Source organism: Psychromonas arctica, from assembly GCF_036697365.1.
In the GTDB taxonomy this organism is placed as follows: domain Bacteria; phylum Pseudomonadota; class Gammaproteobacteria; order Enterobacterales; family Psychromonadaceae; genus Psychromonas; species Psychromonas arctica_A.
Window position 1 is genome coordinate 66,557 of the sequence record NZ_JBAHZA010000012.1, and the last position, 22,497, is coordinate 89,053.

A 22,497-nucleotide genomic window follows, 5' to 3' on the forward strand; every position below is an offset into this window, starting at 1 on the left:
GATGTATGTTGATATGTACTATTCAACTTGTTGGAGATAATGATGCAAATATTTGAAAAGCAGCTTAATAGATTTAAAGAAGAGTTAGGCTTTATCGCAGCCCTTGATCAAAGTGGAGGTAGTACACCCACTGCACTTAAGACTTACGGTATCAATGAAGATGACTATAGCAGCGATCAAGAAATGTTTGATTTGGTTCATTCAATGCGCTCTCGTATTATCACTAGTCCCTCTTTTACAGGTGACCGCGTTTTAGGGTCTATCCTATTTGAAAATACTTTAGACCGTGACATTGAAGGTAAAGCTTCATCACTGTATTTATGGGAAGAGAAAAATATTGTGCCCTTCCTTAAAGTCGACAAAGGGCTTGAAGCTGAAGAAAATGGTGTGCAATTAATGAAGCCAATCCCAGGCTTAGATGAGCTATTAAAAAAAGCCAAATCAAAAGATATATTTGGTACCAAGATGCGCTCAGTTGTAAAATTAGCGAATGCAGAGGGCATACAAGCCCTAGTTGAGCAACAGTTTGAAGTCGCGAAACAGATTTGCTCAGCTGGTTTAGTCCCAATAATTGAACCAGAAGTCGATATTAATAGCCCAGAAAAAGCAGCGGCTGAAGTGTTATTGAAAGAGCAATTATTAAAACAATTAGACCTGCTTGAAGCAAATGAATTAGTCATGCTAAAAATATCATTACCGGAGTCAGCAAACTTTTACCAAAGCTGTATTAGCCATAAAAATGTCGTGAAGGTTGTTGCGTTATCTGGTGGTTATCCAATTACAGAAGCAAATCGTCGTTTAACAGAAAATAATGGCGTGATAGCGAGCTTTTCGCGTGTATTAACCGATAACCTATACAGCGGACAACCTGATGCAGACTTTAACGCAGCATTAGCAGCTACCATCGCACCGATCTATGAAGCATCAAAAACTTAGTTTTTTAATAGGCATAAAAAAGCCAGCAATTAAGCTGGCTCTTTATCTTACTGAAAGATCAGTAAAATTATAGTACGTCTACAGCGTTAAGGTCAGCAAATGCTTTCTCTAGACGAGTAACCATTGATGCTTGGCCTGCACGTAACCATACACGTGGATCGTAGTATTTTTTGTTAGGTGCGTCAGGACCAGTTGGGTTACCAATTTGACCTTGTAAGTAATCGCGGTTAGCAGCTTCGTAAACACGAACGCCATCCCAACATGCCCACTGTGTATCTGTATCGATGTTCATTTTGATAACACCGTAACCGATAGACTCTTGGATTTCTGCTTCAGAAGAACCAGAACCACCGTGGAATACGAAGTTTAGTGCGTCAGCAGCAATACCGTGCTTTTCAGAAACGTATGCTTGTGAATCACGTAGGATTGTTGGAGTCAGTTTAACATTACCTGGCTTGTATACACCGTGTACGTTACCGAAAGAAGCAGCGATAGTGAAACGTGGGCTGATTTTTGATAACTCAACGTATGCGTAATCAACTTCAGATGGTTGAGTGTAAAGTAGAGACTCATCCATATCAGAGTTATCAACACCGTCTTCTTCACCACCAGTACAACCTAGTTCGATTTCTAGCGTCATACCCATTTTTTCCATGCGAGCTAGGTATTTACCACAGATTTCGATGTTCTCTTCTAGAGGCTCTTCAGAAAGATCGATCATGTGTGATGAGAATAGAGGCTTACCAGTTTCTGCGAAGTGAGCTTCAGAAGCGTCTAGTAATCCGTCGATCCATGGTAGTAATTTTTTAGCAGCGTGGTCAGTATGAAGAATAACTGGAACACCGTAAGCAGCAGCCATTGCGTGAACGTGCTTAGCACCAGAAACAGCACCTAAGATTGCAGCTTCTTGACCTTCAAGTTTAAGACCTTTACCAGCGTTAAATACAGCACCGCCGTTAGAGAATTGGATTACAACTGGTGCTTTAACTTTAGCAGCAGCTTCAAGTACAGCATTGATTGAATCAGAACCAACAACGTTTACCGCTGGAAGTGCAAATTTATGTTCTTTTGCTACTGCAAAAACTTTTTGAACATCATCACCAGTGATAACACCAGGTTGTACAACGTCTAAAATCTTAGTCATGAGATATACCCTATCTATTGTTTGTAATTTGAATAAGTTTAATTGTGCGTATTTATTTGGCAATTATGGCACAAAGAATACGCATTAAAAAGCGAGATCAAGATCTCACTATAAACATTTGATTAATCGTTGGCACGTAGCTCTAACATTGCTACAGCTGGTAACTCTTTACCTTCAACAAACTCAAGGAAAGCACCGCCACCTGTTGAAATGTAAGAAACGTCTGCTGTGATATTAAATTTATCAATTGCAGCAAGCGTATCGCCGCCACCAGCAACAGAGAATGCAGCAGATTCAGCGATTGCTTTAGAAATACCAGCAGTACCCGCTTCAAAGTTTTTGAATTCAAATACGCCAACAGGGCCATTCCAAAGAATTGTTTTTGCATCTTTTAGGATAGTTGCAAGTGCCGCTGTAGATTCAGGACCTAGATCGAAGATCATGTCATCATCTTGTACGTCTGCAACGTTTTTAATTTCAGCTTCAGCATTTTCATCAAATGCTTTTGCACAAGCAACGTCAGTTGCCACTGGGATTGCACAATCAACCATTAGCTTTTTAGCTGTATCAACTAAATCTGCTTCATATAATGATTTACCAACATTGTGCCCTTGTGCTGCGATAAATGTATTCGCAATACCGCCACCAACAACTAATTGGTCTGCGATTTTAGATAGAGACTCTAATACAGTTAATTTAGTAGATACTTTAGAACCACCAACAATAGCAACTAGTGGACGAGCAGGATTATCCATTGCTTTACCTAGCGCTTCTAATTCAGCAGCTAATAATGGGCCCGCACATGCTACAGGAGCAAATAAGCCTGCACCATTAGTAGAAGATTGAGCACGGTGAGCTGTACCAAATGCATCCATTACGTAAACATCACATAATGCAGCTAACTGCTTAGATAGTGTTTCGTCATTTTTCTTCTCGCCTTTATTAAAGCGAACATTTTCAAGTACTACCACTTCACCAGCATTTACTTCTAAACCGTTTAGGTAGTCAGTTGCTAGGCGAACAGGTACATCTAGAGCTTCATTTAAGTAATCAACAACAGGTTGTAGAGAGAACGCTGCATTTTCTTCTGCAGAAGCGCCTTCAGTAGGACGACCTAAGTGCGACGTGATCATCAACTTAGCACCTTTTTCTAGGGCTAATTTAATTGTTGGGATAGAAGCACGAATACGCGCATCAGATGTAACTTTGCCATCCTTAATTGGAACATTAAGATCTTGACGGATAAATACTCTTTTACCGGCTAAATCTAGATCAACCATTTTTTTTACTGACATGATGTGTCCTCTCATTTTTAAAAACTATAGAATTCTTATTTCTGTCTACATGTTTATAGGCTCAGTATTTACACTCTTCTACAGTGTAATATCGTAGAGCTTTCCTTTAATACCGAGCGCATTATAAACCAAACTGTTTGTTACATCGATCACAAATAACATTGCAGTGTAATTTACCTTTTTAATCGAGGGTAATGGTTTGATTTGCATCATTATATACAACGCTTTTTTCAATGATTTGATTTTCAAAATACAATCACTCTAATTTTTTATTGTGAATAATGTTAAATAGGCTAATAATTTGAACTAAGCAAATAGGCTATTCGTATTGGCCTAATACTAATTTTATTAAGTAATTGTTCTAATTTTTATCTAAAAATAGGACAGTAATTAATGAAATCAGCATGAAAACGAGATAAATGGACCTACTCTCTTAATTTTATTCTGTTATCAATAAAATTAAGATAAACAAGAGTGCTAGTATTGAAAATATTTTCGTTGAATAAAAATACGTGGTTAATCTACTACTGCCTGATTGCTATCAGTAGTCTATTACTAATCACCAGTATCAATGCGCGATATGATGAATTACTGTCTAAAAGACAAGATGAGCAATTCTACGTGACTAAGATAGTCAAATCAGATATTCATGGGATTCTTAATCACTATGAAACTATGCTCGACTTAATTAATGAAGACTTTACTGAAGATGAGCACTTTAACCAGTTTATTCTAGAACGCATTTTGCAAAAATCTGACTTATTAATTGGATTTGTTATCTTCAATATTGATGGGACCTTATTAGCAAAAAGTGACAACCTTCCTGACAAACTATACAAAACACGTTCAGATGATTACTTTAATAATGGCTTCCACGGTGAACTAGAAAAAGACAAACTGATGATAAGTAGTGCAATCCTATCGCCAGTGACCAAAAAATGGATTATCCCAATCCGTAAAACACTCCTAGACAATAATGGTGAAGTAAGGGGCTTTATTGCGTCGGCAATTATCTTAGATAATTTAAAAAAGAAATGGTCACATACACAAGCCTTTGGTAATAGCATCATGTTAACGCTAGACCATAGCTTCTACCAGTTCCTACATACAGGAATGCCACCTGAAAAATACAATGCTACTTTTGCTCAGCCACTCACTGAAAAACAAATTACAGAAACACAATCCGTACTACAAAAGCAGGGGTTAAATTTTGACAAATTAAGAGCCAATAATGCAGTAGCACAAGTGATGATGGCTCCAAGTGATATTCCACTATTACACAGCCTAAGTTATGATAATAAATATAAATTTTGGGTACATACGAGTCGCCCTTTAAGCGATATTAATCAACCTTTGCTATACACTGCACTTTATTATCTTACATTATATCTATTATTCCTCGCTCTTACCTTCCTGCTTTTTAGATGGGTACTAAATACAGAAAAAAGTAAGTTAACAGCTCTTACTTACATTACCGAACATGATGAATTAACTGGGTGCTTTAACCGAACAGTGTTAGGCAGGTTAGTAGGCCAACTCAAAAAGCACCAACAAGCCTTTTCACTTTTATATATTGACCTTGATAACTTCAAAAATATAAATGATTCATTTGGCCATAAATATGGCGATATCTTATTACAGGAAGTAAGTCGTAAGCTTCAAGAGAGCCTAAACACTATCCCTGGTAATTTAGTGCGTTACAGTGGTGATGAATTTGTTTTATTAATAGAAAATAATAATGAAGAAATCGTCCGTGGCTTTGCAAAATCACTATTACGTAATATGGCAAAACCCTACTCAATTAATAATAATTCTTTTTACATTACCAGCTCCATTGGTATTGCTCGTTACCCTAATGATGCTAAAAGCTTAGATACTTTAATTAGTTACGCTGAAAACAGCATGGCGATGGCAAAAAACACAAAAAATCAATACATTTTCTTCTCGCAAGATGTGCATCAACAGTTACTAAAACAAGCAAAAATTGAACAAGCACTGCATTACGCGATTGAAAACAACGAAATAAGTTTGGTTTATCAACCACAGTTGAACAAACAATATAAGTTATGTGGTGTCGAAGCTTTAGTACGCTGGCACAGTAGTGAGCTTGGATTTATCCCACCAGAAGTATTCATCCCTATTGCAGAACAAACAGGCTTAATGCCTAAATTGGGGCAATATATAATGAATAAATCCATGAATGAAATAACTGTATTACAACATAAATTGAGCACGCTATTTTCATTGGCTATTAACGTCTCCGTTAAGCAATTTATTCAACTCAATTTCTTTGAACTGCTAATGCAAAGTATCGAAGATTTTGGTGATAAAGAATTACCGTTAACTATCGAGATAACAGAAAGCCTATTTATAGAAAGTATGGATGTATTATTACCAATATTTGAAAAAATGAAGCAGCACCAAATTTCTCTCGCCCTCGATGATTTTGGTACCGGCTATTCTTCATTAAGCATGTTACGTGAAGCACCAATTGATGAATTAAAAATAGATAAAAGTTTCGTGGATCATATTACTGAAAATAATATCGACAAAGCGATGGTTAAAAGTATTATCAATATGGGCAAAAATCTGAAGATGCGTGTATTGGCAGAAGGGATAGAATCATTAGAACATGCAAAAATTTTGTCTAAATATGGTTGCGATCTTTTCCAAGGTTATTACATATCAAAGCCATTAAACATTAAAGAATTAGAGGTTTACGTTAACACCATTCTTAAGAAGAACTAGCGAGAATGGTGCAACAAAAAACTAATGTAGTAGCCTAGTAAATTAACCAATAGAACGAATAACCTCAACACCTTTATCTTGCAGATCTGACGTTGCGTTATCAGATAAATTAGCATCGGTGATCACTAAGTCTATTTTCTCAATATCTAAAGCATGAAATGTTGCAATTTTTCCATACTTCGACGAATCCGAAATCAAACAAACTTTTTTTGATACCTTAGCAATAGCACGCTTAACAGTAATCTTATTTTCATTAGGTGTTGATAGTCCCCTTAAACTCCAAGATGAGGTGGATATAAATGCAATATCTATATTCATATCCAATAAGAAGTCAGCGACTTTAGGCCCTACAGTAGATTGATTATCACGATCGGCTTTACCACCAGTATGATAAATTTCATGGGAGGAATGCGCCATCAACAAGGTTGCTATTGAAAAGTCATTAGTAACAATCACTAAATCCCCTCTATTACTCAATTGATGAGCAACCTCTAAGGAAGTGGTACCTGCATCTAAATATACAGTTGAGTTAGGCGAGATCAAATCAACGGCACGTTTACCTATTTGCTCTTTTTGCTGAGAAAACTGCATTATTTTCATATCACGCGATAATTCACTATGCAGCACTTCTGTGAGCTGTACCCCTCCAGAAACAGAGTTTACACGCCCCTGTTTTTCTAGTTTTTCGATGTCTCGGCGTACTGTCATATGTGAAACATTAAGTAAATCAGCAAGTTCAACAATGCTCACGACTTGCTGACTTTTTAACATAAACAGAATTTTTCGTTGTCTTTCAGCTGGAATCATAACATCCCTATTTATTCGTATGTAGAGCGCTCAAGAGTAACAGATAAACACCAACTTGTTAATAAATGTGAACTTATGTGTAAAAACTTTTCTATATTAATTAAATTTGTTTTAAAAACGTTCAAAAATAACATTTAAATCGACAATAAAGATAAAAACCGACATAAATGTTAAATAATGTTAATTTACGTTAATTAGTGTGATTAAAGACGCATTATTTATTGAATTGTGTGTATATACTCCTTTCCACAAACATAAATTAACAACTATTTAACGGAGAGAACATGTCAAATGAAGTGAAATCAATTGGAATCATTGGACTTGGCTCAATGGGCATGGGTGCCGCAAAATCTTGTATTAATGCGGGCTTAGATGTTTACGGTATTGATTTAAACGAAGCTGCCCTAGCAACATTAAGTGACGCAGGTGCTAAAGCGGTTTCAACCAATGCATTAGACTTTTCTCAACAATTAGATGCAGTATTAGTGCTGGTTGTTAACGCTAAACAAGTTAACACTGTGTTATTTAAAACCGGTCTAGCGGCTAGTTTAAAACCAAAAACCGTGGTTATGGTATCAGCAACAATTTCTGCAGACGATGCCAAGCAGATCGAACAACAACTTAACTCTTATGATCTGATTATGTTAGATGCTCCTGTTTCAGGCGGAGCTGCAAAAGCAGCAACAGGCGACATGACAATCATGGCATCAGGTTCAGCAGAGGCCTTCTCAAAACTAAAACCAGTACTCGATGCAACGGCAGCCAAAGTTTACAACATAGGTGAACAAATAGGCCTTGGTGCAACGGTAAAAATTATTCATCAATTATTAGCAGGCGTACATATCGCAGTGGGTGCTGAAGCAATGGCATTAGCGGCGCGAGCGAATATTCCTTTAGACCTAATGTATGACGTTGTGACCAATGCAGCTGGTAATTCTTGGATGTTTGAAAACAGAATGAAGCATGTAGTAGATGGTGATTACTCACCAAAATCTATGGTCGATATTTTTGTTAAAGATCTCAACTTAGTCGCTGATACAGCAAAAGATCTGCAATTCCCATTACAGCTATCAAGTACCGCATTAAATATGTTCATTTCTGCCAGTAATGCAGGTCATGGACAAGAAGATGATAGTGCTGTGATCAAAGTCTTTGATGGCATAACATTACCTGGCGTGGAGAAATAATATGTTACTTGGTGTAATTGCAGACGATTTTACAGGTGCGACCGACATTGCTGGTTTCCTAGTTGAAAATGGCATGCGTACTATTCAAGTTAATGGGGTTCCAGATAAGGAAATGAGCATTGACGCAGATGCTGTTGTAATTAGTTTAAAATCTCGCTCATGCCCAACTGAACAAGCAATTAGCGACTCGCTTGCGGCATTAATTTGGCTTCAACAACAAAATTGCCAACAATTTTATTTTAAATACTGTTCAACATTCGATAGCACTGAAAAAGGCAATATAGGGCCAGTTACCGATGCTTTACTTGAACAGCTAAACGAAGACTTTACCGTTATTTGCCCTGCACTTCCTGTCAATGGACGCACTGTTTTTAACGGGCACTTATTTGTATTTGAACAGTTACTTAGCGAATCTGGAATGCGTAATCATCCAGTAACGCCAATGACTAACTCTAACTTGATGCAGCTGATGGATGCACAGGCGACTGGTTCAACAGGGTTAGTGGATTACCTTAATATCGAGCAAGGTGCTGAGAATATCGTTAACAAACTTCAGCAGCTTAAAACAGAAGGTAAACGTTACGCAGTAGTAGATGCCTTCAATGCCAATCATTTAAATGAAATTGGTAAAGCCGTCCACCAACTTAAATTAGTCACTGGCGGCTCAGGTTTAGCAGCGGGTATTGCTAAAAATTGGTCTGCACATTTACAAGATCAAACTCAAGCAAAACAAGCTGGTTACCCATCAAAATTACCAACGGTTATCTTTTCAGGGTCTTGTTCTGTGATGACTAATCAACAAGTTGATCATTACAAAAAGACAGCGCCACACTTTGCAATCAATGTGGAAGATTGCCTAAATAAACAGGACTACAGCAAACAAGTTTGTGAATGGGTTATGAGCCAATCAAGCAGTGAATTGGCCCCTCTTGTTTATGCAACGGCAGATACTGATGCATTACATAAAATTCAACAGCAATACGGTGCAGAAGCATCAAGCCTTGCAGTAGAAAACTTCTTTAATGACCTAGCAATTCAATTAAAAGCGGCAGGTATATGTAACTTCATTGTAGCTGGAGGGGAAACATCAGGTGTTGTGACTCAAAGCTTACAAGTAGACAGTTTTCATATCGGCCCACAAATCACACCAGGAGTACCTTGGGTTAAAGCAGTCAATGACAACCTTTCTCTCGCATTAAAATCAGGTAACTTTGGCGACCCTACTTTCTTCACTAAAGCGCAGGAGTATTTTCAATGAATGAAGCTCAATTAAGACAACAAATGGTTGACCTTGCCCGTTCTATGTTTGAACGAGGTTATGCAACTGGTGGCGCTGGGAATTTATCTGTTAAGTTGCCAAATGGTCAATTTTTAGCAACACCAACGGGTTCATCTTTTGGTCGCCTAGTCGCAGATGAATTATCTGTTGTAGATAATACTGGTGCACATATTTCTGGTAAACGCCCTTCGAAGGAAGTGGCATTTCACCTAGCTATCTATGAAAAAGATCCAGAATGTAATGCCATTGTACATTTACATTCTACCTATTTAACCGCGCTTTCTTGTTTAGAAGGCTTAGATTACAGCAATGCGATTAAAGCCTTCACTCCCTATTATGTGATGCGAATTGGTGAGTTACCTGTAATCCCTTATTACCGCCCAGGTACACCAGAGATTGCACAAGAGTTATCTAAGTTAGCAGGAAAATACCGTGCCTTTTTATTAGCAAACCACGGTCCTATCATCACAGGTACTGACTTTTTAGATGCTGTAGATAATGCTGAAGAGCTAGAAGAAACAGCAAAATTAGCGCTGTTATTAGCAGATAAACCAACACGTTATTTAACCGATGTTGAAGTAGAAGACTTAAAAGGGAGAGGAAAATAATGGCTAAGTTTGCAGCAAACCTCACCATGCTTTTCACTGAAGTCGAATTTTTAGACCGATTTGAACGCGCTCACAACGCAGGTTTTAAAGCCGTAGAGTTTTTATTTCCTTACACATTTGAAGCTGATGTTGTCGCCCAAAAGTTACAACAATACAAGCTTGAACAAGCTTTATTTAATATGCCTCCGGGCAATTGGGATGCCGGTGAAAGAGGCTTAGCGGCTAGACCAGGAAGAGAACAAGAGTTTCGTGACAGTGTTGAAACAGCGCTACATTATGCAACAGCATTAAACTGTAAAAAAGTACACGCTATGTCTGGCATGATCGATCCAAATTATAGCATTGAAGAACATATCAGCACGTTTATTAACAATATTAGATATGCTGCTGATGCCTTTGCCAAGCAGGGTATTGAATTAATGATTGAACCATTAAATTCACGTGATGCACCTAATTACTTTATTGCTCATCAAAGACAAGCTGCAGAGTTGATCAAGCAAGTCGACAGAGCAAACGTAAAACTTCAACTTGACCTTTATCATGCGCAAATTATGGATGGTGATTTAACTACACTGATCCAAGATCTTGCCGATGTAACAGGTCATATCCAAATCGCTTCTGTCCCATCCAGAAATGAACCCCTGACTGGCGAAATAAATTATCCATATTTATTCAATGCATTAGATGCATCTGGTTACCATGGTTGGATTGGCTGCGAATATAACCCCAAAACAACAACTGAAGATGGCTTACATTGGGTTGCTCCCTACTTGTAACCATTGCCCTTAAAACCACCATTAAATAGTTTATTTAATTAACTTTTTAACCTACTTATTTAATTAAAAGGAGTTCCTCATGGATGGAGCACTGATTGGAATTATTGTTGGCATCATTGCCATGATGTTAATGATTGTAAAAACACGTATCCCTGTAGCACTAGCAATGATCATCGCTAGTATTATCATGGGCCTGTTTGCAGGTATGGTACCTTCTGACTTAATTGGAGCAATTAAATCTGGGTTTGGTGGCGTCTTGGGCGGTATCGGTCTAATCATCGCATTTGGTGTGATTATGGGAGCCTGTTTTGAACGCTCTGGCGCAGCAGTTCGTATGGCCAAAACCTTCGTTAAATTATGTGGTAAAGGGCGTGAAGATTTAGCGCTTGGATTCACTGGTGTACTAGTTGCCATCCCGGTTTTCTGTGATTCGGCTTACATCATTTTACATTCGTTAGTTCGTGCTATTTCTCGTGATACAGGAAAATCTGCTGTGGGACTTGGTGTCACATTAGCATTAGGTCTACTGATTACTCATGCGCTAGTGCCACCAACACCTGGTCCAGTTGCTGTAGCGGGTATTTTAGGTGTTAATCTTGGCGAGTACATGATGTGGGGACTATTAGTATCAGTACCTATGATGTTACTTTCGATGATCTACATTCGTCGCGTAGGCAATGAATACTACCGTGTGCCTAATGGTGACTTATGGATCACAAATGCTGCTGAATGGGCTAACCTTGAAAAAGTACAAGCTACTGACGAAAGCACATTGCCAAGTAACTTTTTATCATTCGGTCCAATCTTAATCCCTATCGCACTGATCCTTATTGATACTTTGTTTGGTGAAGGCAGCTCATTTTTCCACTTGACTATCCAACTTATTGGTAACCCAGTAGTGGCTGTTGGCTTAGGTGTGTTAATGGCTCTATATGGCTTAACTCGAAACATTGAACGTAAAGATATGGTTGGCTCAATGGATGATGCATTATCAACAACAGGTTTAATTCTAATTGTAACTGGTTGTGGTGGCGCAATGGGTGCAGTACTCAAATCTTCAGGAGCTGGTCCCCAGGTTGCGGAAGCGATAGCAAGCAGTGGTATTCCACCATTACTGGTACCTCTAGCAATTGCATCAATGTTACGTTTAATTCAAGGTTCTGCAACAGCGTCTATGATGGTAGCAGCTACAATGACCTTGCCATTAGTAGAAACGCTAGGCTTAGATCCTGTATTTGTTGCCTTAGCCTGTGCTGTTGGCCCTGTTGGGTTCTCACACTTAAATGATTCATACTTCCATATTATTAACCGTACTCTTGGTATTACTGAGTTAGCGGATCAATTAAGAATTTGGTCAGTATCGTCAACCGTCGCTTGGGCAATCGGCGCAAGCATTATAATGATATTAAACTTAGTTTTTGGACAAGGTGGAACTTGGATTGATCCTGTTGTTCCTATTGTTATTCTAGGTATGATTATGGCTTGGATAAAAATAAAATATCCAGCATCCCCTAGCCAGTTAGCAATGGCACAATAAAAACAAAAAAGGCCTAGTAAATACTAGGCCTTTTGCTTTAAAGGTAACTTAAATAGTTAGCTTATTTTAAACCTGTTACTAAGTTATCAGCTAGACTGTTTAATAAAATGAAGTAAGCCTCTGGGCCTTGCTCAATATCAGAACCTAATGGGTCTAACACACCAGTTGTTGCACCAGTGTCTTCAATAATAGTTTCTACTAAGCTTGACTCAAATTGTGGCTCACTAAATACAGCACGAGCACCCGTTCTTTTTACACGATCACGAATTTCACTAATACCTTTTGCACCAGGTTTTCTATCTGGATCAATAGTCACAGAACCAACTGCATTCAAGTCATAAGCAGCTTCAAAGTACTGATATGCAGAGTGGAAAGCTAAGTAAGGAATAGTTTTAACTGGCGCTAATTTTTGTGTTAGTTGTTGGTCTAACAACGTTAGTTTTTCTTCTACTTTCGCTGCGTTTGCTTGGTATTGAGCAGCGTGTGCAGGATCTATTTCAATTAACGCTTTAGCCGATGCTATTACTACTTTTTGAGCCATTTTAGGATCTAACCAAAGGTGCATATCATTTACACCGTGATGATGTCCTTCGTGACCAGTATGTTCTTCGTGGTCTTCGTTATGGTCATCATGTGCTGCGTGTTCTTCATCGTGGTCGTCATGTGCTGCATGTTCTTCATGACCTTCGTGCTCTTCATCGTGGTCAGCATGTTCTTCGTGACCTTGATGTTCTTCAGCATGCTCGTCATGATGTTCGTGTTCATCCCACTCTGCACCACTACGAGTTTTTAATAATGATGGCTCCAGCACCTCAGCAAGTTCTAATTGCTTTGCATTATCAGCAACGGTTTCTAATGGTTTTTCAAGGAAGCTTTCCATCTCATGGCCAATCCAAATAACAAGATCTGCATTAGCAAGAGCTCTAGCTTCTGAAGGACGAAGTGAGTAAGCATGTGGAGAGCCTTTTTTAACTAATAAGGTAGGTGTTGCAACACCTTCCATTACAGAGCTCACTAATGAATGAAGCGGTTTAATACTAACAACAACCTTAGGAGTTTCATCTGCCATCAATGACTGCAATGACAGTACAAGCATAGATAGACAAATAAAGAATAGTTTTTTCATGTTTAGTCCTTTAATATAGTTGATATGGTTAATGTTATAATATAACATTTTTTATTGTCAACTATCTACTGAAACATACTTTGTTTAGATCATGACAAAACACCGATCAGGAACACTTCAAATAATGGTATTTTGCAAAACATGCTAACCTCAAAAAAACAGGATACGAGCCAACCGCTCCTCACCTTAACCAGCGTTAATTTAACGATAAGTGAACGTTCTTTACTTGAGTCCGTCGACTTAGAGTTGCACCGAGGCGAAATCGTTACCGTCGTTGGGCCTAACGGTGCCGGTAAGACAACTTTATTACGTGTTGCACTGGGTTTACAAAAACCAACTTCAGGTTCAGTGACTGTCGCGTCGAACATCACCATTGGTTATGTGCCACAAAAGCTGCATATCGACCCAACTTTCCCAATCACAGTAAGACGCTTTTTAGCCTTAGCTAAAGCGCACAATAAACATTCCTTTGAAAGTTTATTAAAAGATGTGGGTGCAGAGCATGTAATCGACTCTCCGTTACAAAATCTATCTGGTGGTGAATTACAACGTGTATTAATGGCCAGAGCATTAATGCGTGACCCAGACATTTTAGTCTTAGATGAACCGGTTCAAGGCGTTGATGTACACGGCCAAGTTGAGTTATATGACTTGATCAGTCGAGTGCGCACCGAACGAGGCTGCGCTATTTTGATGGTATCCCATGATTTACATTTAGTAATGGCGTCTACCGACCGAGTATTCTGTTTAAATAAACATATTTGTTGTAGCGGTACACCTGAAGTGGTGGTTAATGACCCTGCTTATACTGCTTTATTTGGTCCTTATGCAGCAAGACACTTAGCTATTTACGTACATGACAAAGAACATCAGCATGACCATGACCACAATCATGAATGCTGCGGTGATGGAGAGCATAATCACAATGGATGATTTTTTATTAAGAGCGCTATTAGGCGGATTAGGCGTAGCACTGGTTGCAGGCCCTTTTGGATCTTTTGTGGTGTGGAGACGTTTAGCTTATTTTGGTGACACATTGGCACACTCAGCTTTACTGGGTGTCGCTTTAGGTTTTCTTTTACATATCAATCTAACTTTGGGTATTTTCCTGATCTGCCAAATGTTGGCAATTTTACTGTTTGTTAGCCAATTTCAACGCCAATTAGCCAGTGATACCTTGCTAGGGATATTTTCCCATGGAGCGCTATCCCTCGGCTTGGTCGCACTCGCCTTTATGGATAATGTCAGGATCGATTTAGTCAGTTATCTATTTGGTGATATTTTAGCGATTGGTTACAGTGATCTATTCTGGATCTATGGAGCCGGCGGAGTTGCCTTGCTTGGTTTGATTTGGATCTGGAAACCACTGCTATCGATCACTATTCATGAAGACTTAGCCCGTGTTGAAGGTATACCTGTTGATCGAATCAACTGGTTATTCCTAGGCTTAATTGCATTGATTGTAGCGATTATGATGAAGGTGGTTGGTATGTTACTGGTAACCGCACTACTGATTATTCCAGCAGCAACGGCTAGGCGCTTTGCTAATACACCTGAAAGCATGGCGCTTATCGCTATGGTAATTGGTGGAATAAGTGTGGGTTTAGGGTTACTAGGATCTTTCCAATACGATACGCCATCAGGACCTACTATTGTGGTCGCTGGTTGTATCTTGTTTATTGGTAGTATTTTGTTACCGAAAAGACATTAAATAACAGCTTAAAGCTACAAATTAACAACAAAAAGGAGCTAATAATTAGCTCCTTTTTACTTAGTCATTGAGTAAAATTAACGTACTAATTATTTACCCCAATCAAAAATCTGCCACTCAGGATGTTTAAGTGCTTCTGCGGATAAGCGTTTGCAAGGGTTTACTAAGTAGGCATAATCGGCATATTCACATAATGGTAAATCATTGATTGAATCACTATAAAAGTGTATTTCATCAAAGGTATTAGCTTGCTCTGTTAACCATTGTTGTAAGCGTAATATTTTACCTTCTCGGTAAGTTGCTATACCGGTAACTTGATTAAGATAACAACCATCTTTACTCACAAGATCAATGCCTAATGCATCTTCGATACCAATTGTTTGCGCTACTTTTTTCACAATAAAAGTCACCGTTGCTGATATCACTAAGCAAGCAATTCCACGTTCTTTTAATGATTTAACTAACGTTAGTGCCTCTGGAAATACTAAAGGTAAAATATCAATATTTACAAACTCATCAACCAAACTATCTATTTCATGCTGAGGTATATGAGTAATAGGCGCTAGGGTATAAACAATATACTCCTCCATATCTAGCTCGCCCTTTGCATACTGCTCCATCAAGGCTTTATCGTTTGCTAAATAATCAGGATCCGTTACAACACCTTTTTTAACAAGAAATGCACTCCATAAACTAGCACAATCTCCATTCACTAAGGTTTCATCCATATCAAAGATATGTAGTGGTTTGCTCATATTATGCTCTCACCGGTTGTATTTCATTTAAATTAAACATCAGCTCAAGTGAGCTTCCCGCTGCCATTAAACGCTCTGAAGAACGATTAAGTAAATCAACAGTTAGCGCTTTCTGCTCTACTTCAATACTATAACGAATAACATTACCTAATAATTGATGAGAGAGTACAGTGCCTTGCTTCGCTACTGAGATATGATCTCCATATTGACGCCCCGCTTCTCTGATATAAATAGACTCAGGACGAATGGCTACTTTTTGTTTACTATTAATAGCAAACCATTGATTAGCGGTTTCTGCATCGATCAGGTTGTAATGCCCCATAAATGAAGCAACAAACTCATTAGCTGGTTTAGTATAAATATCTTCCGGCTTACCTTGTTGTACTATTGCTCCTTGATTCATTAAAAAGATGCGATCAGACAATAACATCGCTTCTTCTTGATCATGGGTAACGAAGACGGTAGTTAGGTTTAATTCTCTTTGAATTGTTAATATTTGCTGACGTAAGCTTTTACGAATCTTTGCGTCTAAAGCTGACAATGGCTCATCTAATAATAAAATACGAGGCTTAACCACTAATGCCCGTGCTAATGCCACTCGCTGCCTTTGCCCACCAGATAATTCACGAGGATAAAATTGTTCTTTGCCATCTAACTCCACAAGATCAATCATACGTTTTGCTTCAGCACGAGCTTCAGTTTTATTAATGCCTTTCATTTTTAACCCAAAGGCAACGTTATCTAACACCGTCATATTTGGAAATAGAGCATAGGATTGGAATACCATACCTATTTCTCGTGATTGAGGTGCTGTCTTGGTAATATTCTCTTGGTCGACCCATATTTCACCTGCATCGACTTGATTTAAGCCAGCTAAACTACGTAACAAAGTCGATTTCCCACACCCACTTGGGCCTAATAAAGTAATAAACTCGCCTTTTTCAATGGTGAAATCAATCTCTTCAAAAACCGTCACATCACCAAAACGCTTAGCCAATTGGCTAACTTTTACATAACTCATTATTCATTCCCTTTACTAAAACGGGTGGCTAGCCAAGTGCAAACAAAAATAAAAGCAAAATAGGTCATCACTAAAGCCGAGGTAAAATGGCCACTGGTTTGGCGCATGTTATAAAGATAAATTTGTAAGGTCTCGTAACGTGTTCCAACAAGAATATTTGCGAACACAAATTCCCCTAATAAAAATGAGAAAGATAGAAAAGTCGAGGCTAATAACCCTTTCTTTAAATTAGGTAAAATAATTAGCAGGTATGCTTTTGTAGTGCTTGCTCCGAGTAAGTGTGCAGCATCCACTAGGTCTCTTAGATTAATCGAGGTAAAACTATTAGAAATAGCACGATACATAAATGGCAAAGCAATAGTGAAGTAGGTACCAATTAAAATCCATGGAGTCCCCACTAACTGCACTGCGCTATCTGCATAAAGTTGTAATAGACCAACCGATGAAACCACTGGCGGTACGGCAAAAGGCAATAAGATTAAAATATTCATTACTTTATCTAGTGCAGGGTAATAATAAAACACCACAAAAATCATCGGTAATACTAAAACCATTGCTAGAATCAATGATGAAATACAAATAAATAGTGAACGTCCAAATGCCTCTATAAAACGAGGATCAGTCAGTAATTGCGTATACCATTTAAATGTAAATCCATCAGGTAAAACAGTCGCTCCCCAACTTGAAGAGAACGAATAAATAAATGTTGCTAAAATAGGGATGAAGAGTAATGCCGACAATCCATAAACAATACTTTTGTGAAACAACAGGTTATTATTATCCATGATAGCTCCTTGCGATTAACCACTGATTAACAGCAGTAATAATACCCAGCAACAACATTAATAATGCAGAGATAGCAGCCGCTAAATTCGGCTCTAAGAACAGATCACCAGAAACTAAACTAGCGATACGAATAGTCACCATGTTGTAGTTACCATTAGTTAATGCATAAACGCTAGCATAGGCACCTATGGCATTAGCAAATAAGATAATAAAAGTGCCTAACAAAGCAGGTGAAAGAATAGGTAAACCTATTTTCATCCAATATTGACGAGAACTTGCACCTAAGAGTTGCGAAGCTTCATAGGCATCTTTTTTTAACGCATCGAAAGCCGGATAAAGTAATAAAGCACCCAGTGGAATTTGGAAATAGATATAAAGCGCTAACAAACCAGATTTACTATATAAATCAAAGTCTCCTAATAATCCCCATTGTCTTAATAACAGGGTTACTGCACCGTTAGTTCCTAAAATAATAATAAAAGCAAAGGCCAATGGCACACCAGAAAAGTTACTACTCATATTGGTAAAAGCGACAATCGCATCACGTATTCTGCTGTTGAGGTGACGTAATGACGACACTAAAATCGCCGCTAACACTAAACCAATAAGGCTTGACCAAAAAGAGATCCAAAGACTGTTGCTAAAGCCTTGTAAAATAAAGGCTGAATCAAATATTTCGCTATAGTTTTCAATTGTCCATTCACCATCGTAAATAAAACTATTAATTAACACCCATACCATTGGTGCAATTTGAAATAGATAAAAGAAAGCAATAAAGGGCAATAACCACAATACAGGCTTATATTTACCAAGTGTAAAAGAACTGCTTTTATGCAATTCGGGCTTAGCTGTACTCATACATTATCCTTTGCTTATGCTAATGCATCTTCCGCAAATGCTTTTTGATGCTGTAACCCTAGTAACTCGCACATTAAACCACAGAGTTCTGTTTGTTTAATCGCAACATCGAGGTGACTAAAACCATCACCAATTAAATACAAAGGTACTTCGCGCTCTTCTACTAGAGTGCCACCATGTGATTTATCATTGTTCATACCATGGTCACTGGTGATCAGAATTTGGTAACCTTCTTCAATCCAAGTCGGTAAAAAATCAGATAAGAGAATATCTGCATGGCGAGCACTATTACGATATTCAGGCGAATCTAAACCAAATTTATGGCCTGCATCATCGATATTCATCGAATGTACTAATAAAAAGTCAGGATCAAACTCTTGTCGAAGATACTCGGCATCTAACATTAATGCTTGATCTGGATAATGATCCCAATGATAAAAAACACCATGTTGAATTTGTAAGCTTTCATTATGTGTATGGCGATCTCGAATTGCATCATAAGGAGAGCGATTGTATAGCTCACTAACCCAATGATAAGCTGCTGCAGCAGTTGTTTTGCCTTGTGCTTGAGCCAAGCTAAACACAGATTCAAACAGAGAACGGCGTGTTACATTATTATGTACGATGCCACTTTCAACAGGCGTCACACCAGTTAATATACATTCGTATAAAGGGCGAGACAGTGATGGAAGCTCGCTGTACAGCGAGTATTGAGTTGCTTTCTTGTACTCTACTAAACCGTTTAGGTAACCCAAACAATCTTGGGCTACCTTTAAGTTTAAGCCGTCAAGAACAACAAGAATAACCTTATCGTTCATAGTAGCCCCTTATTAGTTTTGGTGAATTAACACACCTTCCTGCCATTGACGTGGTAGCTTACGTGCCGATTTTTCCCAAGCTTTAAAATCTTTGATTGGATGAACTGATGTGTACTGATCATTCGGAATCAATTTAGCTTGAATTTCAGCTGGTAATGTTACGCTTGTGCGAATTGGACGCGCATAACCATCAGCTAAGTTGATCTGCCCTGCATCACTGAAGATATGTTCACGAGCTAATTTGGCTGCATTTGGGTTTTTAGCCCATTTGTTGATGATAGTTGTGTAACCTGAAATAACAGAACCATCTTGTGGGATATTCACAGAAAAACGTGAACGGTCGATTTGATCTCGATAATTAAGCGCATTAAAGTCCCATAAAATAGCGACTTCAATTTCACCTTTCTCAAGGTTAGCAACACTTGGATTTGTGTATGATAAGCGGCCTTGTTTTGCTAATTTACCAAAAAATTCAATGGCAGGATCTAAGTTCCCTTCATCTCCACCATTAGCAATCGCAGCAGCTAATACTGCATTATTTGCCTGAGAAGCAACACCGACATCACCCACAGTCACTTTATAAGAACCAGCTAATAAATCTGCCCATGTTTTTGGTGCGTTTTTCACTAAGTTATTATTTGAGATAAATGAGATAGTGCCGGTATAAGCTAATGCCCAATGTCCATCTGCATCTTTCGCCCAATTTGGAACGTCATCCCATGTGCTTGTTTTATAAGGCTGTGTTACCCCTTTCTTCACTGCAACACGTGCAAATGCAAAACCAACATCGCCGATATCGGCTGTTGCGTTAGTTTTTTCTGCATCGAATTTAGCGATTTCTTGTGCTGAGCTCATATCAGTATCTTGATGCTTAATACCATATTGCGTGTTTAGGTCTGCCCAAGTGTCTTTCCAGTTTGCCCAGCTATCGGGCATCCCGACGCTATAAACTTGACCTTCCTTTTGAGCGGCAGCCACAAGAGAATCGATATTACTTGATTCAGCGGCATAAAGTGAGTGTGATAAAGAGAGTGCGATAAGCGTGCTTGTAACTTTAAATGTATTCATTTTACTTCCATCCTCTGGACTAGTTCAGTGAGTTCATTTTTCATACTACAAGGCAAACATTACATTTTTTTTACAGTAAGTAAAAACTTTTTTTGAAAGTTTTTGTGAAGCATTTTTGATATCCAGGCTTTTAACGCCCTGTTTGTAAATATTAATGTATAGTAAAAAGATAAGTAATAAATAAAACTGGACTAGTTCAAATATGAGAAAAAACGCCGACAATCCTAAAATGAAAGATGTGTTACGTGAACAGATTTTTGGTCGTGCGTTATTACCCCTGCAAAAATTACCATCAGAGCGAGAGCTGAGTGATCTTTTTTCTACTACCCGAATTAGTGTGAAGGATGCACTGAGCGCATTAGAAACTGAAGGGTTGATTTACCGTGAAGACCGCAGAGGTTGGTTTGTCTCTCCACCACGTATTCGTTATAACCCACTATCGCGCTGTCACTTTAATCAAATGATCAGCGAGCAAGATCGTATTGCTGAAACACAATTAATTAATATCAGCACGATTATGGCGCCGAGTGATTATGCTAAGGTATTAGAATTAAGAGAGTTAACCGAGATCCATGTGATCGAGCGTTTGCGATATATCGATGGCAGAGTAGTGTTATTTGTTGAAAACTGTTTAATTGGCCATTTCTTTCCAGGAATTTTAGAAGAAAATCTAACTCAATCATTAACCCAGTTATACCAAGAGAAGTTTAAATTTACTACCAGTCGCTCACGCTTTGATGTTGTACCCGCAGCAGCACCAGCCCACGTAGCAAAAGCTTTAAATATCAGTGCTGGCCAACAAGTGTTAAAAATATGTCGAGTAAATTACAATCAGCAAGGGCAAATTATCGATTGTGAATTTGAATATTGGCGCCCCGATGCAGTGATGATCAGTATCGACAGCATAGAGCATATATAGCGTACAAACAGAATAAATTAAGCTCTGTTAAAGCGCCGCTTAATGAGATGGCTCATACTAGGTAACAGCTATTAAATTTTCACAATTTGCTTACCAGTAAAGCTGCCATTAAGCTGTCGATGTAATGCTTCAGTTACTGAATTTTGTTCAAATTTAACCTCAGAAATTTGCGGTAATTGAATTTTATTTTCCGATAGATTTTGCAATAAAAACTGACACAAAAAGCTCATTTTTTGTTGTGCGCATAGGCTCTTAGCTAACCATGCACCACCTAATGAAACAATGCTGATAGTGGGTGCTTTTAAAAACATTAGCCCGTTATCAATGACAGGCAAAGGCTTCAAACAGGCAATACGGCCACAAAAACGCATCAACTCTATATTACGATTTGTCGCTTCACCGCCAACGGAATCCAATACTGCATCAAACCCAGTCGGACCAAGCTCTTTGCAGATTTTTTCACACAGCTTTTTATCTTGATAATCAAATACAAAGTCAGCACCCAATTTCTTAACCAGTTTATGATTACGCTTAGAAGCGGTAGTAAAAACATCTGCACCACGCTGTTTGGCAAACTGAATTGCAAATTGTCCAATGGCCCCTGCACCAGCTTCAATTAAGATGCTTTCACCTTCTTTCAAATGTAATTTATCTAAACAAATCAAAGCTAGCATACCCGCACAAGGTAAGGTTGCAGCTTGTTGTGCTGAAATATTATCTGGTACAACTGATACGGCATAGTTAGGCACTTTCGCATATTCACTCAACACACCTTGTTGCGCAATATTAGCGTGCCACATGACACGTTCACCAACTTTCGGATACACTCCCTGTGCAGCTTTAACTACCACTCCCACGGCATCAAGCCCCAAAATATGCGGGAATTTCCATGGCATAAAACCTTGTTGTGCGAAAATAGCGTCCACTCTGTTTAAGCCAACGTACTCGATTTTCACAAGTAACTCGTCAGACGCACATTGCGGAATAGGAAAAGTCATTTCAGATAGAGTAAATGCATCACTCGGCTCACTTAACGCTAAAGCCTGCATTGTATTAGGAATAGTTTGTTGTGCAGATGTTTCGAAATTAGGCATGTCTACCTCTAAGTATGACAACCA

At 38.5% G+C, this 22,497-nt stretch carries 21 protein-coding genes; 10 read left to right on the forward strand and 11 right to left on the reverse strand.

Going from position 1 to position 22,497, the window contains the following annotated elements; all coding sequences use genetic code 11:
- Window positions 1-36 precede the first annotated feature (36 nt).
- Window positions 37-936 (forward strand): fructose bisphosphate aldolase, encoded by a 900-nt coding sequence (locus V5290_RS13380; RefSeq protein WP_416351618.1) that lies wholly within the window; start codon window positions 37-39, stop codon window positions 934-936.
- Between the two features lie 67 nt (window positions 937-1,003).
- On the opposite strand, the gene fbaA is transcribed toward V5290_RS13380, so the two are convergent.
- The gene (fbaA, locus tag V5290_RS13385; RefSeq protein WP_333386685.1) at window positions 1,004-2,080 is read right to left on the reverse strand and encodes a class II fructose-bisphosphate aldolase; all 1,077 of its coding nucleotides are present in this window, start codon (window positions 2,078-2,080) and stop codon (window positions 1,004-1,006) included.
- 122 nt (window positions 2,081-2,202) lie between these two features.
- Complete coding sequence (locus tag V5290_RS13390) at window positions 2,203-3,375, reverse strand: phosphoglycerate kinase (RefSeq protein WP_333386687.1); 1,173 nt, start codon at window positions 3,373-3,375, stop codon at window positions 2,203-2,205.
- Window positions 3,376-3,858: 483 nt separating this feature from the next.
- On the opposite strand from V5290_RS13390, the gene V5290_RS13395 reads away from it, so the two are divergent.
- Window positions 3,859-6,123 carry a bifunctional diguanylate cyclase/phosphodiesterase gene (locus V5290_RS13395; protein ID WP_333386690.1) on the forward strand — a complete coding sequence of 755 codons (2,265 nt, stop codon included), beginning with the start codon at window positions 3,859-3,861 and terminating at the stop codon, window positions 6,121-6,123.
- 42 nt (window positions 6,124-6,165) lie between these two features.
- On the opposite strand, the gene V5290_RS13400 is transcribed toward V5290_RS13395, so the two are convergent.
- Complete coding sequence (locus V5290_RS13400) at window positions 6,166-6,930, reverse strand: DeoR/GlpR family DNA-binding transcription regulator (RefSeq protein ID WP_333386693.1); 765 nt, start codon at window positions 6,928-6,930, stop codon at window positions 6,166-6,168.
- Between the two features lie 284 nt (window positions 6,931-7,214).
- Between V5290_RS13400 and ltnD the strand changes: the two genes are divergently transcribed.
- From ltnD to V5290_RS13425, 5 genes are all read left to right on the forward strand, one after another.
- Window positions 7,215-8,117, forward strand: a complete 903-nt coding sequence (gene ltnD / locus V5290_RS13405; protein ID WP_333386696.1) for an L-threonate dehydrogenase — start codon at window positions 7,215-7,217, stop codon at window positions 8,115-8,117.
- Window position 8,118: 1 nt separating this feature from the next.
- Window positions 8,119-9,375 (forward strand): 3-oxo-tetronate kinase, encoded by a 1,257-nt coding sequence (otnK, locus tag V5290_RS13410; RefSeq protein ID WP_333386700.1) that lies wholly within the window; start codon window positions 8,119-8,121, stop codon window positions 9,373-9,375.
- Window positions 9,372-10,004, forward strand: a complete 633-nt coding sequence (locus tag V5290_RS13415) for an aldolase (protein ID WP_333386703.1) — start codon at window positions 9,372-9,374, stop codon at window positions 10,002-10,004. Before otnK ends, V5290_RS13415 begins: the two co-directional genes overlap by 4 nt.
- Entirely contained in the window at window positions 10,004-10,780 is a 777-nt protein-coding gene (gene otnI, locus V5290_RS13420) for a 2-oxo-tetronate isomerase (RefSeq protein WP_333386706.1), read from the forward strand. The genes V5290_RS13415 and otnI overlap by 1 nt, the downstream gene beginning before the upstream one ends.
- A gap of 79 nt (window positions 10,781-10,859) precedes the next feature.
- Entirely contained in the window at window positions 10,860-12,317 is a 1,458-nt protein-coding gene (locus tag V5290_RS13425; RefSeq protein ID WP_333386709.1) for a GntP family permease, read from the forward strand.
- A 61-nt stretch (window positions 12,318-12,378) separates the two neighbouring features.
- Here the strand turns inward: V5290_RS13425 and V5290_RS13430 are convergent, their stop codons facing one another.
- Window positions 12,379-13,443 carry a zinc ABC transporter substrate-binding protein gene (locus V5290_RS13430; RefSeq protein WP_333386711.1) on the reverse strand — a complete coding sequence of 355 codons (1,065 nt, stop codon included), beginning with the start codon at window positions 13,441-13,443 and terminating at the stop codon, window positions 12,379-12,381.
- A gap of 141 nt (window positions 13,444-13,584) precedes the next feature.
- On the opposite strand from V5290_RS13430, the gene znuC reads away from it, so the two are divergent.
- On the forward strand, window positions 13,585-14,376 hold the full coding sequence (znuC, locus tag V5290_RS13435; RefSeq protein ID WP_333386715.1) for a zinc ABC transporter ATP-binding protein ZnuC: 792 nt from the start codon (window positions 13,585-13,587) through the stop codon (window positions 14,374-14,376).
- Window positions 14,318-15,154, forward strand: a complete 837-nt coding sequence (locus V5290_RS13440; protein ID WP_333386718.1) for an iron chelate uptake ABC transporter family permease subunit — start codon at window positions 14,318-14,320, stop codon at window positions 15,152-15,154. Before znuC ends, V5290_RS13440 begins: the two co-directional genes overlap by 59 nt.
- An 89-nt stretch (window positions 15,155-15,243) precedes the next feature.
- Here the strand turns inward: V5290_RS13440 and V5290_RS13445 are convergent, their stop codons facing one another.
- From V5290_RS13445 to V5290_RS13470, 6 genes are read right to left on the reverse strand one after another with little or no spacing between them, the layout of a single operon-like run.
- Window positions 15,244-15,909, reverse strand: coding sequence for an HAD family hydrolase (locus tag V5290_RS13445; RefSeq protein WP_333386721.1), 666 nt, complete (start codon window positions 15,907-15,909; stop codon window positions 15,244-15,246).
- Between the two features lies 1 nt (window position 15,910).
- Complete coding sequence (locus V5290_RS13450) at window positions 15,911-16,930, reverse strand: ABC transporter ATP-binding protein (protein ID WP_333386725.1); 1,020 nt, start codon at window positions 16,928-16,930, stop codon at window positions 15,911-15,913.
- Complete coding sequence (locus V5290_RS13455; RefSeq protein WP_333386728.1) at window positions 16,930-17,715, reverse strand: ABC transporter permease; 786 nt, start codon at window positions 17,713-17,715, stop codon at window positions 16,930-16,932. The genes V5290_RS13450 and V5290_RS13455 overlap by 1 nt, the downstream gene beginning before the upstream one ends.
- A complete protein-coding gene (locus V5290_RS13460; protein WP_333386730.1) occupies window positions 17,708-18,574 on the reverse strand; it encodes an ABC transporter permease in 867 nt (288 codons plus the stop codon). Before V5290_RS13460 ends, V5290_RS13455 begins: the two co-directional genes overlap by 8 nt.
- A gap of 14 nt (window positions 18,575-18,588) precedes the next feature.
- Complete coding sequence (locus V5290_RS13465) at window positions 18,589-19,392, reverse strand: alkaline phosphatase family protein (protein WP_333386733.1); 804 nt, start codon at window positions 19,390-19,392, stop codon at window positions 18,589-18,591.
- Between the two features lie 12 nt (window positions 19,393-19,404).
- Entirely contained in the window at window positions 19,405-20,460 is a 1,056-nt protein-coding gene (locus V5290_RS13470) for an ABC transporter substrate-binding protein (RefSeq protein WP_333386736.1), read from the reverse strand.
- A gap of 202 nt (window positions 20,461-20,662) precedes the next feature.
- Here V5290_RS13470 and V5290_RS13475 point away from each other — a divergent pair, with 202 nt between their 5' ends.
- Window positions 20,663-21,379 (forward strand): UTRA domain-containing protein, encoded by a 717-nt coding sequence (locus V5290_RS13475; RefSeq protein ID WP_333386739.1) that lies wholly within the window; start codon window positions 20,663-20,665, stop codon window positions 21,377-21,379.
- A gap of 71 nt (window positions 21,380-21,450) precedes the next feature.
- Here the strand turns inward: V5290_RS13475 and V5290_RS13480 are convergent, their stop codons facing one another.
- The gene (locus V5290_RS13480; protein WP_333386742.1) at window positions 21,451-22,473 is read right to left on the reverse strand and encodes a zinc-binding dehydrogenase; all 1,023 of its coding nucleotides are present in this window, start codon (window positions 22,471-22,473) and stop codon (window positions 21,451-21,453) included.
- Between the last annotated feature and the right edge of the window lie 24 nt (window positions 22,474-22,497).